The following is a 14,802-nucleotide window of genomic DNA, read 5'->3' on the forward strand; positions in this document are numbered from 1 at the left end:
TTACAGAGTCGCTGCTGGATTGATGATGGCTTGGATAGAGCCATGCTTTAACGGGAAGCCATTACCAACACCCATTGAGTCGATTGACAACGTATGAAAATACACATCACCCCACGCTACGCGAATGTAAACATGCCCATCAGAGCCTATATACTGCGTAGTTTCAGCCGCATGAGTTCCAATCACCTCTGGATGGTGTAAACCAGACGGATAAGGGTATCCGCACACTGTAGTGTCTATGATCTTCTTCGCTGCTTGGTACTGATGCCCTGTAAAGTGCAGTCTGTACATCTGAGCGGTGAGAGTAGTTGTGTTTAATGGTAGTCTGTAGTGAACGACAGCGTCTGTTCTAACACTTGAAGGGTGTACGACAGATGCATTGTAGTCCCCCTCTTGTAAGCCGAAGTTTTCGATAAAACCCTCAAACACACCAAGATTGCGCACGTATCGTCTGTAGGGTGCGGGACGCTTGCCAGCAACGGATGTAACACGGTCAGGGTAATTCATGCCTTGGTTGATAACAGTTCCATCGGCTAGATGCCCTACATGTCCGTTGTCAGAGCCTAAACCCACTACACGGATGTACTCAACGGTTGCATCGTAACCAACTGTATACGTTGAATAATACCAACCAAGGTCAGCACCAGACCATTTGTACCACAATGCCCCCCAATTAGGTAGAGTGACAAAACCTTGAGCATCGACGGTTAAATCAGCCAGACCACCTAAACCTTTAACGGTTGAACCCGCAGCAGGGAACATAAAGCTTAGGTAGCCGCCCGTAGTGTGGATTGACAAGAAACGCTGAGTGACACCAGACGTTCCGGTGTACGCCTTAACTTTTAAACCGTCCAATTCCCAAGGCGCTGTGAACAGGATACCGTCTTGATAACGGATGTTATCTAAAATCTGACGTTCTTCTGTGGCATCGGTAATGTTGTTTTCTGCAATTGCGTCAGACAGCTCCACATCAGTTGCCTGACTATCCGCCACATTAACTTTGCCCCCTGCAACCTCTAACCCTGCACCTAAATCTGTATCGTGTACTACTTTAGTCATCTCAAAAATCCTCAAATCGCTAATAAATAATGTGTGCGAGTACCAGATAAATCAGTCCGTGGCACATAAACCTTGTTGAGCAGTGGAGTTGAAGCCGCGTAGTGCGTAATAGCTCCACTCAAATCCTCAATGCCTACATCGAAGCATGGGGATACAAAGCTGTACGCCATGCCGACTGGCGTAGTACCGTCCATGTCATACACGGTTACATCGGGCGCAGGCAGGGCAAGGCAAGGATTCAGCGATTCAAGCCAGTCTGGGATACCGTCACCATCACTATCTGTCATGTCCAGCAATGCATTCGGCGCCCAACTAATCGCAATCTCAGCACAGCCGTCGATATTTACACTGATCTCATGCGCAAACACACCGCAACCTGCATCAAGTGCAAGCTCATCACCGCTACAATTACCGCAGGGCGTGCTTGGCGCAGTCGTCGGTGGACACAGCTCTTTGCCGCTGACAAACACACTACCAGCCCCTTTATTGCGCACAGTGACTGAAGTTAAGCCAGCAGGTAGCGTTAGGCTCTGTTGCGTCTTAAAAGTTGAAAAATAAACATTGGCACATTTACAGTTACCAATTTCAGTATTGGTTGCATCAGCGCCATTAACGACTTCGCCATCAATATCAATGATTCGTAGTTGAGGCTTTCCACTAAAATCATCAATAGCATGGACGAATACTTGCTGTTGAACTTTGGTTACAGGATCGGTATAGCAACCCACCTGTAAATTAGCATCTCTGCATTCCATAGCGAATCCTGTAAAAAAGGGGCGATAAACTCACCCCTTCATTAAACTTACCAAGCAGTTTGTAAACCACGAGCAGGCAGTTCTGCACACGTTGGGCAAGAACCCGCTGTGCCAGTCAAGGTATAAGTGGTCACTTGATCTAAAGCAAAATCAGCGACCGCTACGGTAGGAACGCCAAGGCCGTCAAAAGTGGTAATGGTACGACGCATAAACGGGGTGCTAGAGCCATTGGCTTGCACATCGCATAATTCTTCCCATTCCACATCAGGCGGAATCATGGCGCATTGACCTACCGAAGTATTCGCCAAAGTTGCACCTGCAACGACTGCACCGGCTAAATCAGTAATATGGACGGCTGGCTGACCTTCGTTGTCATAACTGTAATGGATGACCACACTGACTGGAGCATTAGTACCATCGCTATAACAACCAATGACGGCTGCATTATTTAAACATTGAGACATGAGACTTTCCTTTATTGCCAACTGGACTGAAGACCGCGATCCTCTAAAGGCTCGCAGCAGTCAGATACTTTAAAGACGGGTGGCGCACTAGATGCACAGTTAACGGGATCTTTCCAAGTGATTCGGTAATCACCTTTGAATGGAATAAGCACGCAGCGATTGCTACGCCCATTGACCTGCAATGTTTCGCCATTTAGTGTGAAAGGCACATAGCTGCCATCTGCCGTTTTACGCTGAATCTGATAAAACCCATCACCGCTTTCAAGACAAAGTTGTGTCTCGCACTCGGCTTTGAAAAGAAACTCACCCATTTGCCTGTTGTCCTTGAGAAGCGGTAACTGGTGTTGATTGTAACTGACCCATCGCACTGCCTATTTCAAGCTGGCTTTTATGGAAATCCATATCATCCATCCCGGCCTCTAGCATGAAGCGATTAACCAATGAGCTAATCACCGCTGGATCAACTGTGCCTGACTGCACAAAGGGCGCGAGGTATTGCAGTAATTCTTGAATTTTTCCGATGACCAAGGACTTGGTAACAATACCTTCTAGTCCTCGTACATAAACCTCGGCGTCGACTTTGACAAAATCCTCATTCCAGTTATCCATAACCCAATCCACAATGTCTTGAATTGCAGGGGCAATGACACCAATACCCACGCGATAAACGCGGCTCTTGATGGTCTTCATGGCAGAATCAATCATCAGTGTGAGCGATGCGGTGGAGCGTAAAGCAGAAGGCAGTCCTGAAGCTTGGCCCAAGGCATACTTCGGAATCCCAGACTCAATATCAGCGCGAGTATCCAGATACTCCATGAAGGTTAGAATCTGATTGGTATAGTTAGGAAAGTTGAGCATATCGACGGGCTTGCCTGTCGAGCCAATCGATGCAATAAAATCGTACTGGTTATCGGGGAGGATAACTTCCTGCTCTTCCAGCGAGTCGTAATCAATCATCTCTCGATTAACGAACACAGAGGGATTGGTTGACTTACCCATATTGCGCAGTAGATGAATAAAACCGCGCCGTGCTGCTGCATTCACCACAGCTAAATTCTCAGGGAGCGAGTTACCGCAGAACTCTGAAGGCACAGGCTCATACACTTCTTTCCAGAAAGGGCGTACATAATCCGCATCATGCAGCCACATCCCCAAGATGTACTTATCTGCTAAGTAAACTTCGAGCTGGTATTGCTTTTCAGTGTCTAGGTTTTTGAACTTCTTCTTGTAATCTTTCAGGTATTCCCCTGAGATCACAATAAACATACGAAACACATCAATGGTTTCGTTGGGCCGACGCGACCAAAAAGAAATATCCTCTGTTTTTTCTTGAACAACTAGCCACTCTCTTGCACTAACCTCTTTATCGGCTAGAAGATCTTTAATAGCCTCTTTATCAAAATCATCGCGCCTAGATAGTTCTTGAATATCAAAACGGCGCATAGCCTTGCGCACAGCGATACCCATCCCATCTTGAGTATCCGTAGAGTCGCGTGTCCAAAAGAAATCGTAGGGCGAAATGCGCGCGAGTGAAGGAATCAATTTGCGCTCACGGACTAACTTATTTTTCTTCCACACGCGCTTATTGATAGACCTTAAGAAATTACCCTCTAACACGGCGAACGGGTAAATGCAGTAGTCGTGCAAAAAGTCCTTTAACTCATTCAGTGACTTGGTTTCTTGCAGAAAATCCTTAATCAGCAGTGAAAGTTCTTTCGCGCCCTTAATGGCCTCTTGTGTTTCGTATTCACGCGCCACCCCTTTCATGGAAAGAACAACCTCACGTAGTTCTTTTTCATCCGGGCGAAGCTTGGCGCCTCGGTTATCTGCGAGTGAAAGCGCCTGTTCTGGCGTCACCTTAACGCCAATCTGTGCGTACTCACCCATCACCTGTTGAATAGCAGCATTAGCCCGCTGCTCAGCAATGGTTTTAACGGTCGCTAAAATAGCTTTGGCTGCTTTTTCTTTAGTGGCTTCAGAGAGATCAGGGCGTGCAGTCGGTTCAATACGAAATAGATCATCAAACGCATTGATCATCATATCGATGAGCCAAGAATAAAGGTCATCTACTTTGCGTGGTATAACCGTAAGCCCTGCCTTACCCAGTTCTTTTTCAAACTGCTCAGGTTGAGTGCATCCGGTTAGACCTCGCTTAGACACAATCTTGCACCACTCCAAACGATCAGTGACCGTGGAGTTTTTATGAGCAATCATGTCATCGACAAGAATGGATTTTAGGTAGTTTGCTAGCTCTGTCATACCTGCATTGTGACAAGATCAAAGCAGGCTCTAGTTTTATAGGTTTTTATGGACAGGATTAAGTAATCCAGCCCCAAGCTAAGACTTGATTATCATCAATAGCACTCAGTATTTCCTCATCTGTTTCACAGGACTCAACTACAAAGTAGTCTGAGAGAACACCTTCATTGTTAGTGGCTACAAATCGACGTAATGAATCACTTGAACCGAACCAAGTACCCATTGATTTATTACCCTGCTTATCTATCCACTTAACAAGTGTAGCTTTATGGGCATGAATTTTTCTTAGTACAGGATTAGACATAACTAAACTCCCTCTTCACTCGATTACCTTGCGTGCGCTTGCGCGGTGTAGCCTTGATTAAACGCGAGATAGCAAACTCAGCCGCATTGACCGGGTGCGAGTGCTCACTTTTTTGATTAGGCTCTTCACTAAATTGACCTGTTGAGCGAATCAAGGGGTAATGAAAGCCACCCGCTAAAGCATCAATCAGACGATTGCAGCGCGGTGATACTAAAAGCTGCTCTGTGGCAATCGCCGTATCCACAATATCGCGCATCGGTGTTGTGAATTTAAAATGACTTTTCTCAACAGTCAGCCCCTCATTCGTTAGGACTTCAATTTGCTTCTTACCTTCGCCACCCTCGCCGTTCCAAAAAGCTTGGTCCGCAATAAATATGACCGTATGCAAGGGTATATGTAAGTTTATATACGGATTAATATCGTCTTTTAGTGCAGCTTTAATCGACTTAGCATCAGTCCCTACATTCACAATTTCATCAATGACCAACACGCGCCCGCTATGATCCTGCTGTGTAAAAATCCATGCATTATTAAAACCATTATCAACGCCCACATAAACGGGTCGGCCAGGTATATATTTTAAATCATTAGCCGCCACATGACGCTTACGCGAGAACTTAGGATAAACGGGTTTGCCATTAATATGGTCACCCCATCCCGCCAAAATATCCTGCTGAATTAGCGCATCATCACCCATTGATTCTAAAAGAATATCTTCCCAGTAGGACCAACCATTGTGCTTGATGTAATGAAGCGCATCAGGATTACGCATGAAGACACCTTCCTCACCGTGATAACGACCTTCAACCCCTTGGATACTCCCATCCAGCCGAGCACCCGGCATCCAAATATGCGTTGGCGGCTGCTCATAGAGTGTTCTGCGTTTAATACCTTTTGAGTTGGCCTTATTCTCATCTACTAAGTATTTCTTAAGCCAATGCGTGGTATTCGTGTAGTTATAATCCAGTGTAAGTTGTTTGCCTTGTACCGACGTACCATTGGGCAGTTGATAAGTAATCATGGGATTGTTTTCAAAGTCATCTAGCTCATCGGCATTAGCGGGAGCGGGGTAGCGCCCTAGTCGCTTAAATACCTCTTTTACAATGATAGGGCTATCCAGTTCTTGTGCTTCAATAATCGCACCATCCGTAAAAGCTAGGGAGCGAATCTTCTGTGCATCGGCTACGGTCTCAAACGCATATAGCCACAGATCACACTCCACCTTTCCGCGTTTATCAGTAAAGTAAATTTTTCCGTACAATGGCGACTTACGACCACTCAAATCAAACGCAGCCCCTGCAATCTTCTGGAAAGCAGGGACTACCGATTGCTCTAAGTCACCATAGCGTTTACGCACAATAATAAAGCTGGAGCGCCGAACACCATCCGGCCCCGGAATAATATGAGTTGCTTTAAATAAGATGCGCAATGCCTGCACAAACGTTTTGCCCGTACCAATGGGGCCACCTATCGCACAGATCCGGCTATGCAAATCCATGAAAAATGACTTAGAAATAGGGGGCAGCGATGCAAATTTAATATTCATAAAACCACTATTTTACCTTCATGCCGTACCAATGGGTGCGCCACATCAATACCAAACGCAGAGCCTTGCTCTACGGTTATTCGACTGGCTCTTGTTAACTCCGGCTTAAACGGTAATCGCCCTCGCTTCGTATGAAGATAGAGCTTCACCTTGTTATCGACCAAGACGGAGGTGATGCCCGAAAAAAAACAGGCTGTTTGTAGAATATCCACCGCGTTTGTCTGGTAGCAACGAGATAGCGTATTAGGTTTTGGTTTCTTCAAACCATCATGGGCGCGCATCCGAGGAAAGAGCAAAACAATTAAAGCCAGTGCTGCTTTATGACACATCCGATAGCAATCACTGACTCGCTGTGTCAACAAATAGGCTTGTGGGTATACCAAGCGAAAGTCTAAGTAACGTCTAAAAATAGATAGATTTTCTTCAGGGATAGCACTTAGACATTCATGATCCAGATGCTCTAAGGCAAATGCTTGAATCGCTGAAAGGGGATTGCAGCTTACTTGCTCAGGGTAGGCATGGGTTACATGATGAAGCCGCAATCTGTTTTCTTTGCGATGCGTGGCTTTATAAATATCATCACCCGTTATATCGACCAGTGGGTTTAGGGGTGAGGCTTTGTGAACTTTGATACGATGATCCCGTGAAATAGCATAGCTTAGATAGTTACTACGCACTGTTACCAGGTCAACTTCAGCCTTTTCCACTTTTTCAATTTTCTGCCAAATGACTCTTTGACTACCCCCCATACAAGCAATCTCTTTCCCCACGACCGGGGTACACCAACCCGATGGTGTTAATACTTGACCTTGGAACATACCTATATTCTTTTGTTAATAAGGCCCTTATGCGAGAGATATGTTAGACGTTATATGGAGATCACAACCCTCGGTAGATTTTTTGGATTCTCCCAAAGGGGGTATTAACCTATATCTAACCTAAGTTATTGATTTATATAGATAAAATATTAACTTAAATTAATAAAACATTATATTAAGTTAAAGAACACTAACATTTAAGAAAGCTATTATTATTTAGTTAATAATCGGTTTAATCAATAAACATATCATAAATAATTTTATCATAGATATTAAAAAACCCAACGTGCGGGCGTGTGATCCATGCGCCTATGCGTGAGGGTGTGCAGGCTTGCGGGTGCGGGTGCGCGTCTTGCGTGAGCGTGGGTGATACGCGGGTGCGGGTACATTGCGCGAATAGCTCAAGCTATCGACTCATGTCAAGCAAAGTGAAGAAAATAAAAAATAATTTTTTTTGCTATTTACCCCTTGACAAATTGAGGCCTCATTAACTAATATTAAACCCATCAGCAACGCCTCCCAGGTGGGGCAACTTTAGGAAACTATGAAACCAACTTATAGCCCCGATACCTCGAATTATAAACCGCCTAGTCCACAGGAGCTGGAATACTTACTATTTAAAGTAATAGTCCCTGCTTTGAATATCGAAGAGAGTAAAGGCTCAAAACTAGCTGCACTTGCAGATATTGACCGCAAAAAAATAGGACAATGGGTATCGGGCAACGGTCAGATCCCCTACTCTGTCCTTTATACCATTGTTAATAAAGCGCTAGATATAAAGATTAGCTGTGAAAACTGGCGCGCCGAGGTTCAGATCAATGGCTGACCTTGCGCCCTTGTTTATCCTTATAGTGGCGATTGCTATTTATTATTACGTTACCAGAAAGGCCTAAACCTATTCCGTGTCAGAGCGGCTATTAATACGCCGCTCGTGCTCAATCTGTTTCCGGCGCTCGTCCCTGATTGTTTTCCAAATTGTAACTATACCCACGGCAATACCCACCAATAGTGATACCACACCCAATGATGAACGCACCGGCTCACTACTCAGTAGCGTAAAAAACCCCTGAAATGATGTAAACATGGCTACTGATAGCAATCCTATTTTTGTTGTTAGCATGTTAGTGACGTCCTGGGTAGTCATTGCTAATACCTCACCTATACGGTCAACGTTGTAGCAAATCACCAGCTAGCTCACGCCCTTTCCACCACCAGAAAGCACCTAGCATAATTAACACCAAGCAAACTGTATTTGCCACTACCAATAGTGTCAGCCAATCTGTACCTGATTGTGCAACTGTAACTACTGTATCTGAAGCTTTAGCAACCAAATCTTGATTCGTCATGCCTACGGTCGCACCTACAGTCGTTGCAGCTGCACCTGCTCCACCCACCCCAATAGCGACCGAACCCCGGCGCTCTTTAGACTGCATTTTAGGCTTCGGTTGAATCTGCATTTCTTGAGGCATCCGCAGACCAGACATCATTAGAGCCGTATCAATTTGCTGATCAGAATATGGCATGAGCCATCCATTCTCGAACTCAATCATCGCCATTAGCATAGCTTTAGCGACGTGATAATCTTTGACAGCGACCGTCTCATCAGCATCAACGCGCATCCGATTAGCAACATGAGACACATAGGCAGAGGTTTGATCTTTAGTATTATCAGCTGACTCCCCGCCATAAGGCGCCCAACGATTAATCATCTTCCGCACTGTATTCAATGAATGTTTTTGTTGATACATCAACAACAGATGAATAGCAGCACGCATCCCATATTCTGGCTGTGCAAACTTCAATAGATCCGAACGACGTGCCGCACTTTTACGCATCCAATCGGGCATGTCTTTGGGGCTTACCTCACCTTGCCAGTCGTCGTACTTTTTGATAGCACAGGGATTGTTATAAAGAATCCCGACTGTCATTTCTTCAGGCTTTAACCCTAATTTTTCCGCTGCGTTATACACATCAATCATTTCAATACCTTCTACCTGTCCATCAATATCTACAGCCGTACAGCCTGTACTATCGACACCGTTTAAATTACGAAACCGAACAGCACCACCACCTGTCAAGCGTTCGACGTGGCACTGGTGCGCTTCTGAAAAAGTCACTGCATGTTCAGGGTGACAGCCAGGTAAATGAACATCCTTAATCACCCAGTTTTGAAACACCCCATCACTGAACATCAAGCCTTGGTAATTTTTGCGCGCGAGTGGATGAGTGGACTCAATGACTTCTACCTGCTCAATCACACCGTTATCCGCATTACCCCGCCATTGAATAACATCGGGATGGTACTCATCGTCAGAGAGCGTTTTGAGCAAATCACGACTGACCAAGCACTTAGTCCATGGACTAAATCCATTTCCCTGAATCACATCGCCTGAGATCAAGCGAGCCTCTACATTCAGTAATCGACAGTTATGGCCACGCACCTCAATCCCTACATGCAACCGACTAAGCTGGACGTTATTGAGGGTAACGTTATCCGCTAGAATCAAAATGCCATTAGCTACTTGAGCGTTCCAAGCATCGACGCTGCTATCATCAGCTATCCCTTCAATAACTAAGTGATCCAGCACAAGACCTGTCTCTTTACGCTCAATGACATAAAGCCATTGGCCGACTTGGTTGGGTTGCTGCTTAATCTCTATAGCCATCGCAGCGCCCCGTAGTTAATAACCAGATGCATCACGTTATCAGCAATAATTAAAAGCCAAACTGCCATCCAGTCAGGTGTGGCATTTGGATACCCTGTGCGACTGCAATCGCTCCATTTTAGATGCGGCTCAGTAATCCAATTCTTGGCAAAAACAACAAAGCGGGCCAGTCGATAATGATCAATCAGCACATGCGTTAAACCAATGACTAAGACTGCCGAGACTGATCCAATCATCAAAAATGGCAGCGAATAAACTAGACCATGAAGACCTGCCCACAACCAACTAGACGTTTTAAGCATGGCCATCTTGTTTGTCTGAGTAACATAGTCACCGATTAAGTGAAGTAGTATCTGTTCCATTAGTTTTTAAACTCCACTTTCTCAGTCAGTGCAACGTGCACATGCACTGTCAAATGACTACAGCCACTCACTAGCATCAATGCAGCGATGTAAACAATGGCAAGTAGCAAGCCGTTCATTTCCGCTCAACTTTAATAAAAATAGGTGTGGCTCTTTGGTCAAACGACCGCACACTATCCCATCTCATGCCAAACAGTGGATCGGCAACTCGCACCAATCCACCACGCAGCTCATAAGCAACTACAAAGTGATTAGCGATTCCAATGTTAGTGAGTGCAGCGACCGCTGCTTTATCCTGTAACGCTTCGGCAATACTGAACCCAGTCAACACTTTGAAAGGAATAGACTTGTTAGCGAGATGATGCTCAATATCGTCAAGTGTCCAAAGACCAGCGTGCTTAGTGAGTTTTCTCGCTTCAGCGACAGAGGATTTACCGCCCGCGAAATTAACTAACATCGCAGCGGATGCGGGGCCACACTCAGTCACATTGAGACCCTGGGCCACATAATTAGGCTCTAGCTGCTTAGCTTGCTGTTGTGATACACAGGCTGTTAAAACAACTGCAATTAGTACTGTGCAGATGTAGTTGAACATGGGACTATCCAGTTAATTAATCACTGCAATTATCCCATTAATGAAAAAAGCCACTGGCTAGGTGGCTTTTATGGAAGTTAGGCTCTTTAACGAGTCTTATTCAGAGGAGGAAATACAGGCCGCATTGGAGGATGGCCACCAGCTGATGGATTTGGCCTAGCTGGCTGTGTTTGACTTTGTGGTTTTGGAGCTTCTTGTTTCACTGGTGTATTGGCTTGAGTCGTTGTGAAATTTCCGTTACAGCCGCCGCATGTACTCATTTTTAACTACCTAGTAAATAACCAATCATAAGGCCGATTGGCAGACCTAATACAACTGCACCCCGGTAAAAGCTACAACAGAAACAATGATGCGCACCCTTGTTCAAGACAGCGAATACATTAAAGACTGCTCGCGCCCACCAGCGATGATGAGCATCAGTGTAACAAGGGTTTAAGTCCGGTCTAATGAAGTGCATTTAATGGATAGCCTCTAGTTAAAAATCACCACGTTTTATAACTTCAATTTCAAATGGATAGTGATGCTCAATCTCACGCTTTTTAATTAAAAACTCAGGCGTTTCTACGCCCTTGGTATCAAAGAATCGGCAAGACCCGTCGGTATAGAACACTTGAAAATCCACCACTAACTTAGTCCCGCCTGGTAAATGAATAGGCACTTGCCTTAAAAAAAATAAAACAATACCTGCTCGCTGCTGGAGTTTTAGATGAAGGTAAAAATCACCCTCTAAGATGGAATCAAATTTAATGCCATCGTATTCCACTTTCTTTGCATTAAACTTATGACGTGGTTTTGACAGAGCCTCACGAGCAATCACTGAATGCTGAACCTTGAGTGCAGCCGACGACTGCCGCCATGCTGCACCTTCAATTGCTTTAAATTGCTCTTCAGTGAATCTTGCCATTACTGTAGATTGAGAACAGGAGCTTGTGCATGATTGGGCTCATCACCCTTAAACATTGACTTAATGCTTGGATCTGCACACGTCACTTCCAGTCTTTGGCTATTCCATGGATTATAGGGGCCTAGATAAATACTTGGATTAATCCGATCAAAAAATGGACGTTTCACTGAAAGTAAATCACTGAGTTTACTTTCTAATTGACGCACACGATCAGCTAGTTGCTTATGCTCTTCTAATAATTGCTCATAAGGTAGTTGAGGCTCAGCACCCGCACGTGAAGTACGCCACTTCACATGGGATAGCTCATCGTCACGATTAATATTCTCTAAAACATTATCAGAAATATGATAACCCAGTGCCTTGGTAGCCTCTTGAGCAATCGATTCATACGTTCGGCCACCTAAACTTGCTAGATTCTGCTCCAACCATTGCACTAACTTATACTTTTCAGCGAATGCCAAATTACCTTTTGTCTTTTGCATGATTAATCCTTAGTTATGTAATTAAAATTCAATAAGACCCGCCATTGAAAGCGAAAATCGATCACTCATAATTTTAGTGAGTCCGACCATTTCTGAGGTTCGCATACCTGCATTATAAAAACCGTCCACATATCCACCATCCTTATCATCCAGTAATAACAAAACCGCTTTATTGGGATGATAGCCATCAACACCTTTTTCAATGTCATCAATAGCTTGCTTAAGCATTTCGACAACAGAGGTATGCTTTGCACTATTGGTGTGCTTAGCCATACTAATCACATTAGCTGTGTCTTTTTCATCACTCATAAGTTGTGGTAAATCCTTCGTTGTAGTGATTGGTAAAAGCCGAACCAGCAATCGCGGCACGGTTATTTTTATTAGCCTTCAGTAATAACTTAAGTGAGCGCTTTTCAGGTAGATTCATGCCTTTTAACTCACCTTTTAACTGCGCTTTCACATAGTCGGTTATAGCGGTATTTTGATCTTGACTAAATGTACTGATTAGCAATAAATTTGAGTGAGTATCAGCAATAGCCTTACGAGCTTCGGCTTTCTTAATGGAGTCACGCATTTCAGCAGTAATAGGTAGCTTTTCTGATAGAGAGAACTCACCGTTCTTAAAAGATAACAACATGATTACCTCGGCAAAAATGCAATGACTGTTGCTTTTGATTCACATAAATTACTTTCAATCAAAGGCTGTACATCACGCCAATTAAGATTGCCAAGACCACAACCAAGTGCAGGGATTGCAATACTTTCTATATCTGAATACTCAATAATCTCACTGATTCTTTTTAAGCAACTATCTACATAGATAAGTTTTGATGGATCGCGCCAGTGTTGCTTGGTTACTGCGTTAAATATAATCTGCTCGCCAAAATATGTATGCACATCACCTGCAAATAGCTGCTTTTGCTGGCAGGCACGCTGATAGGATTCAAACATTTTTGGGTATTTTCCTTTAAAAACTACAGCAACACCCTTCCCCATCACCCCCATAGCATTGACAGGATTAACTAAGACTTGCGCACCCGACTCGAATAATGAGCCCTCTCTATACTCAATTGGCATAACCACCCCTCTCCAGTGCAGACTGGGCTGCTCGCGCTCTAGCACCACCCGACTTAGCTGCTTCTGTTAAAATAACTATGCGCTGATCAGTAGAGGCCTTCTCAATCAGCTCGCAATCACTGAGCTTGGCCATCGTTTCAGGCCATCCACAGGCATACAGATGCATGCCATCCACGGATAGAGCCGCCACTATCCATTCCTCACCAGACGGCAAATGCCTCACTGTATCGCCTGCATCAATGCTCATCATTTAGCTGACTCCAAAAGCTGGTTTTTTCTGACTCGCTCGATAAATTACCTGCCGCTGACAATTCAATGGCTTGAGTAATCAATACCTGTAAAGCTAACCTCAACCCCTACAGCGAACTCACGATTGAATTGAATAATTTCTTGATTCATGCACTTCCTCTTGCTTTATTCATACGTTCCAACTCTAACCGCTGTACCATTGCTGGAGAGCGCATTCCCTTCCATTCAAGCATTTTCATCACAGCGAACTGCTGTTCTTTTAGCGATGTTGAAAGTTTAATCATGTGTGAAAAGTGATTGATACGCTGTTCAATATAGGCGTCACTATGTGCCATAGTAGCCACCATCAAAATTGGCAAATCGCTGGTACTGTCCTTCAAACCGCGTCCTGATTGTTCCTAGCTCACCGGCTCGTTGCTTTGCGATGATTAGTTCAGCAATGCCTTTATCGGCTGACTCAGCGTCATAAACTTCATCACGATAAATAAAGAGAATCACATCCGCATCTTGTTCAAGACTGCCTGAGTCGCGTAAATCTGCATTAATGGGACGCTTATTCGGGCGCTGTTCAACGGCACGATTCAGCTGTGAAAGTAGTACGAGAGGGCAATCAAACTCTTTCTTAATCTGCATCAACTCTTTACCAATATCCGCAATCCGCGAATTGGCATCCATAGCTTTACTTGAGCTTGGATTCATCAATTGCACATAGTCGATTACGACTAAATCAATAGGTCGCCCTGTATCTACTGTAAGCTGATTGAGTTTGTTACGAATGTAAGCTGGTGAAATGCCACCCGTGTCATCAACACTGAATAGTTTTCCTTTTAACTTTTTAGTCACCGCACTGAGCTTTTGATAGTCCAACTCTTCCATAGGCTGTTGGTTGCGTAATCGACCATAATCAATACTGCCCAAGCTGGAGCACAGCTTCTTAAAAATATCCTTCTTCGGCATTTCGAGCGAAAATACGGCGACATTCTTTCCAACAATTGCTGCTTCGGCGGCGAAGTTAAAAGCCAAGGTAGATTTCCCCATCCCAGGTCTTCCACCAACCAAATAAAGCTTGGCTTTTTCAAGACCTGCTATTTTTTGATCCAGCTCCACAAGACCAGTGCTAATACCCAATAGACCACCAATGCCTGTAGCTGCATAGCGATCTAAATCTTCAAATATTTCACTCAAGCCTCCAGCAACATCACACCACTTACCAAAGAAGCCGTAAAGCCCCTTCCTTTAGGTAGGGGATATAAGGCTATCGG

General features: G+C 44.5%; 20 protein-coding genes. 1 reads left to right on the top strand and 19 read right to left on the bottom strand.

All coding sequences use genetic code 11. From position 1 onward, the window contains the following. Genes Q0230_RS19250 through Q0230_RS19285 form a run of 8 tightly spaced genes read right to left on the bottom strand, consistent with a single transcriptional unit; the run spans position 1 to position 7,205 of the window. Positions 1–1,074: a hypothetical protein gene (locus tag Q0230_RS19250; RefSeq protein ID WP_298613411.1), complete on the bottom strand. Its 1,074-nt coding sequence runs from the start codon at positions 1,072–1,074 to the stop codon at positions 1–3. Then, positions 1,071–1,814, bottom strand: a complete 744-nt coding sequence (locus Q0230_RS19255; RefSeq protein ID WP_298613414.1) for a hypothetical protein — start codon at positions 1,812–1,814, stop codon at positions 1,071–1,073. Before Q0230_RS19255 ends, Q0230_RS19250 begins: the two co-directional genes overlap by 4 nt. Positions 1,815–1,861: 47 nt before the next feature. Then, the gene (locus Q0230_RS19260; RefSeq protein ID WP_298613417.1) at positions 1,862–2,278 is read right to left on the bottom strand and encodes a hypothetical protein; all 417 of its coding nucleotides are present in this window, start codon (positions 2,276–2,278) and stop codon (positions 1,862–1,864) included. An 11-nt stretch (positions 2,279–2,289) separates the two neighbouring features. Next, positions 2,290–2,589, bottom strand: coding sequence for a hypothetical protein (locus tag Q0230_RS19265; RefSeq protein ID WP_298613420.1), 300 nt, complete (start codon positions 2,587–2,589; stop codon positions 2,290–2,292). Next, on the bottom strand, positions 2,582–4,537 hold the full coding sequence (locus tag Q0230_RS19270) for a hypothetical protein (protein WP_298613422.1): 1,956 nt from the start codon (positions 4,535–4,537) through the stop codon (positions 2,582–2,584). The genes Q0230_RS19265 and Q0230_RS19270 overlap by 8 nt, the downstream gene beginning before the upstream one ends. A 58-nt stretch (positions 4,538–4,595) precedes the next feature. Further along, on the bottom strand, positions 4,596–4,841 hold the full coding sequence (locus Q0230_RS19275; protein ID WP_298613425.1) for a hypothetical protein: 246 nt from the start codon (positions 4,839–4,841) through the stop codon (positions 4,596–4,598). Continuing rightward, complete coding sequence (locus tag Q0230_RS19280; protein ID WP_298613428.1) at positions 4,834–6,387, bottom strand: hypothetical protein; 1,554 nt, start codon at positions 6,385–6,387, stop codon at positions 4,834–4,836. The genes Q0230_RS19275 and Q0230_RS19280 overlap by 8 nt, the downstream gene beginning before the upstream one ends. Beyond that, entirely contained in the window at positions 6,384–7,205 is an 822-nt protein-coding gene (locus tag Q0230_RS19285; RefSeq protein ID WP_298613431.1) for a hypothetical protein, read from the bottom strand. The genes Q0230_RS19280 and Q0230_RS19285 overlap by 4 nt, the downstream gene beginning before the upstream one ends. Positions 7,206–7,749: 544 nt before the next feature. Between Q0230_RS19285 and Q0230_RS19290 the strand changes: the two genes are divergently transcribed. Beyond that, complete coding sequence (locus Q0230_RS19290; RefSeq protein WP_298613435.1) at positions 7,750–8,031, top strand: hypothetical protein; 282 nt, start codon at positions 7,750–7,752, stop codon at positions 8,029–8,031. A 340-nt stretch (positions 8,032–8,371) separates the two neighbouring features. On the opposite strand, the gene Q0230_RS19295 is transcribed toward Q0230_RS19290, so the two are convergent. From Q0230_RS19295 to Q0230_RS19345, 11 genes are all read right to left on the bottom strand, one after another. Beyond that, positions 8,372–9,871, bottom strand: coding sequence for a hypothetical protein (locus tag Q0230_RS19295; RefSeq protein WP_298613438.1), 1,500 nt, complete (start codon positions 9,869–9,871; stop codon positions 8,372–8,374). After that, positions 9,862–10,233 carry a DUF3307 domain-containing protein gene (locus Q0230_RS19300; protein WP_298613441.1) on the bottom strand — a complete coding sequence of 124 codons (372 nt, stop codon included), beginning with the start codon at positions 10,231–10,233 and terminating at the stop codon, positions 9,862–9,864. The genes Q0230_RS19295 and Q0230_RS19300 overlap by 10 nt, the downstream gene beginning before the upstream one ends. Positions 10,234–10,348: 115 nt before the next feature. Then, positions 10,349–10,828: a cysteine peptidase family C39 domain-containing protein gene (locus tag Q0230_RS19305; RefSeq protein ID WP_298613445.1), complete on the bottom strand. Its 480-nt coding sequence runs from the start codon at positions 10,826–10,828 to the stop codon at positions 10,349–10,351. Between the two features lie 475 nt (positions 10,829–11,303). Beyond that, positions 11,304–11,732, bottom strand: coding sequence for a DUF1064 domain-containing protein (locus Q0230_RS19310; RefSeq protein WP_298613449.1), 429 nt, complete (start codon positions 11,730–11,732; stop codon positions 11,304–11,306). Then, positions 11,732–12,214 carry a hypothetical protein gene (locus Q0230_RS19315; RefSeq protein ID WP_298613452.1) on the bottom strand — a complete coding sequence of 161 codons (483 nt, stop codon included), beginning with the start codon at positions 12,212–12,214 and terminating at the stop codon, positions 11,732–11,734. The genes Q0230_RS19310 and Q0230_RS19315 overlap by 1 nt, the downstream gene beginning before the upstream one ends. 21 nt (positions 12,215–12,235) lie before the next feature. Next, positions 12,236–12,523, bottom strand: coding sequence for a hypothetical protein (locus Q0230_RS19320; RefSeq protein WP_298613455.1), 288 nt, complete (start codon positions 12,521–12,523; stop codon positions 12,236–12,238). After that, complete coding sequence (locus Q0230_RS19325; RefSeq protein WP_298613458.1) at positions 12,516–12,851, bottom strand: hypothetical protein; 336 nt, start codon at positions 12,849–12,851, stop codon at positions 12,516–12,518. Before Q0230_RS19325 ends, Q0230_RS19320 begins: the two co-directional genes overlap by 8 nt. A 2-nt stretch (positions 12,852–12,853) precedes the next feature. Next, positions 12,854–13,291: a macro domain-containing protein gene (locus Q0230_RS19330; RefSeq protein WP_298613460.1), complete on the bottom strand. Its 438-nt coding sequence runs from the start codon at positions 13,289–13,291 to the stop codon at positions 12,854–12,856. Then, the gene (locus Q0230_RS19335; protein ID WP_298613463.1) at positions 13,281–13,541 is read right to left on the bottom strand and encodes a hypothetical protein; all 261 of its coding nucleotides are present in this window, start codon (positions 13,539–13,541) and stop codon (positions 13,281–13,283) included. Before Q0230_RS19335 ends, Q0230_RS19330 begins: the two co-directional genes overlap by 11 nt. 145 nt (positions 13,542–13,686) lie before the next feature. After that, a complete protein-coding gene (locus Q0230_RS19340) occupies positions 13,687–13,875 on the bottom strand; it encodes a hypothetical protein (RefSeq protein WP_298613466.1) in 189 nt (62 codons plus the stop codon). Further along, a complete protein-coding gene (locus Q0230_RS19345; RefSeq protein WP_298613469.1) occupies positions 13,865–14,725 on the bottom strand; it encodes a DnaB-like helicase C-terminal domain-containing protein in 861 nt (286 codons plus the stop codon). Before Q0230_RS19345 ends, Q0230_RS19340 begins: the two co-directional genes overlap by 11 nt. Positions 14,726–14,802: the final 77 nt, after the last annotated feature.

Origin of the sequence: uncultured Thiothrix sp., assembly GCF_937876535.1 — a bacterium.
GTDB lineage: Bacteria > Pseudomonadota > Gammaproteobacteria > Thiotrichales > Thiotrichaceae > Thiolinea.

Excerpts from the sequence above, each read along its gene's own strand:
- Q0230_RS19255 (WP_298613414.1), bottom strand. The coding sequence starts at position 1,814 with ATGGAATGCAGAGATGCTAATTTACAGGTGGGTTGCTATACCGATCCT.
- Q0230_RS19260 (WP_298613417.1), bottom strand. The coding sequence starts at position 2,278 with ATGTCTCAATGTTTAAATAATGCAGCCGTCATTGGTTGTTATAGCGAT.
- Q0230_RS19265 (WP_298613420.1), bottom strand. The coding sequence starts at position 2,589 with ATGGGTGAGTTTCTTTTCAAAGCCGAGTGCGAGACACAACTTTGTCTT.
- Q0230_RS19270 (WP_298613422.1), bottom strand. The coding sequence starts at position 4,537 with ATGACAGAGCTAGCAAACTACCTAAAATCCATTCTTGTCGATGACATG.
- Q0230_RS19275 (WP_298613425.1), bottom strand. The coding sequence starts at position 4,841 with ATGTCTAATCCTGTACTAAGAAAAATTCATGCCCATAAAGCTACACTT.
- Q0230_RS19280 (WP_298613428.1), bottom strand. The coding sequence starts at position 6,387 with ATGAATATTAAATTTGCATCGCTGCCCCCTATTTCTAAGTCATTTTTC.
- Q0230_RS19285 (WP_298613431.1), bottom strand. The coding sequence starts at position 7,205 with ATGTTCCAAGGTCAAGTATTAACACCATCGGGTTGGTGTACCCCGGTC.
- Q0230_RS19290 (WP_298613435.1), top strand. The coding sequence starts at position 7,750 with ATGAAACCAACTTATAGCCCCGATACCTCGAATTATAAACCGCCTAGT.
- Q0230_RS19295 (WP_298613438.1), bottom strand. The coding sequence starts at position 9,871 with ATGGCTATAGAGATTAAGCAGCAACCCAACCAAGTCGGCCAATGGCTT.
- Q0230_RS19300 (WP_298613441.1), bottom strand. The coding sequence starts at position 10,233 with ATGGAACAGATACTACTTCACTTAATCGGTGACTATGTTACTCAGACA.
- Q0230_RS19305 (WP_298613445.1), bottom strand. The coding sequence starts at position 10,828 with ATGTTCAACTACATCTGCACAGTACTAATTGCAGTTGTTTTAACAGCC.
- Q0230_RS19310 (WP_298613449.1), bottom strand. The coding sequence starts at position 11,732 with ATGGCAAGATTCACTGAAGAGCAATTTAAAGCAATTGAAGGTGCAGCA.
- Q0230_RS19315 (WP_298613452.1), bottom strand. The coding sequence starts at position 12,214 with ATGCAAAAGACAAAAGGTAATTTGGCATTCGCTGAAAAGTATAAGTTA.
- Q0230_RS19320 (WP_298613455.1), bottom strand. The coding sequence starts at position 12,523 with ATGAGTGATGAAAAAGACACAGCTAATGTGATTAGTATGGCTAAGCAC.
- Q0230_RS19325 (WP_298613458.1), bottom strand. The coding sequence starts at position 12,851 with ATGTTGTTATCTTTTAAGAACGGTGAGTTCTCTCTATCAGAAAAGCTA.
- Q0230_RS19330 (WP_298613460.1), bottom strand. The coding sequence starts at position 13,291 with ATGCCAATTGAGTATAGAGAGGGCTCATTATTCGAGTCGGGTGCGCAA.
- Q0230_RS19335 (WP_298613463.1), bottom strand. The coding sequence starts at position 13,541 with ATGATGAGCATTGATGCAGGCGATACAGTGAGGCATTTGCCGTCTGGT.
- Q0230_RS19340 (WP_298613466.1), bottom strand. The coding sequence starts at position 13,875 with ATGGCACATAGTGACGCCTATATTGAACAGCGTATCAATCACTTTTCA.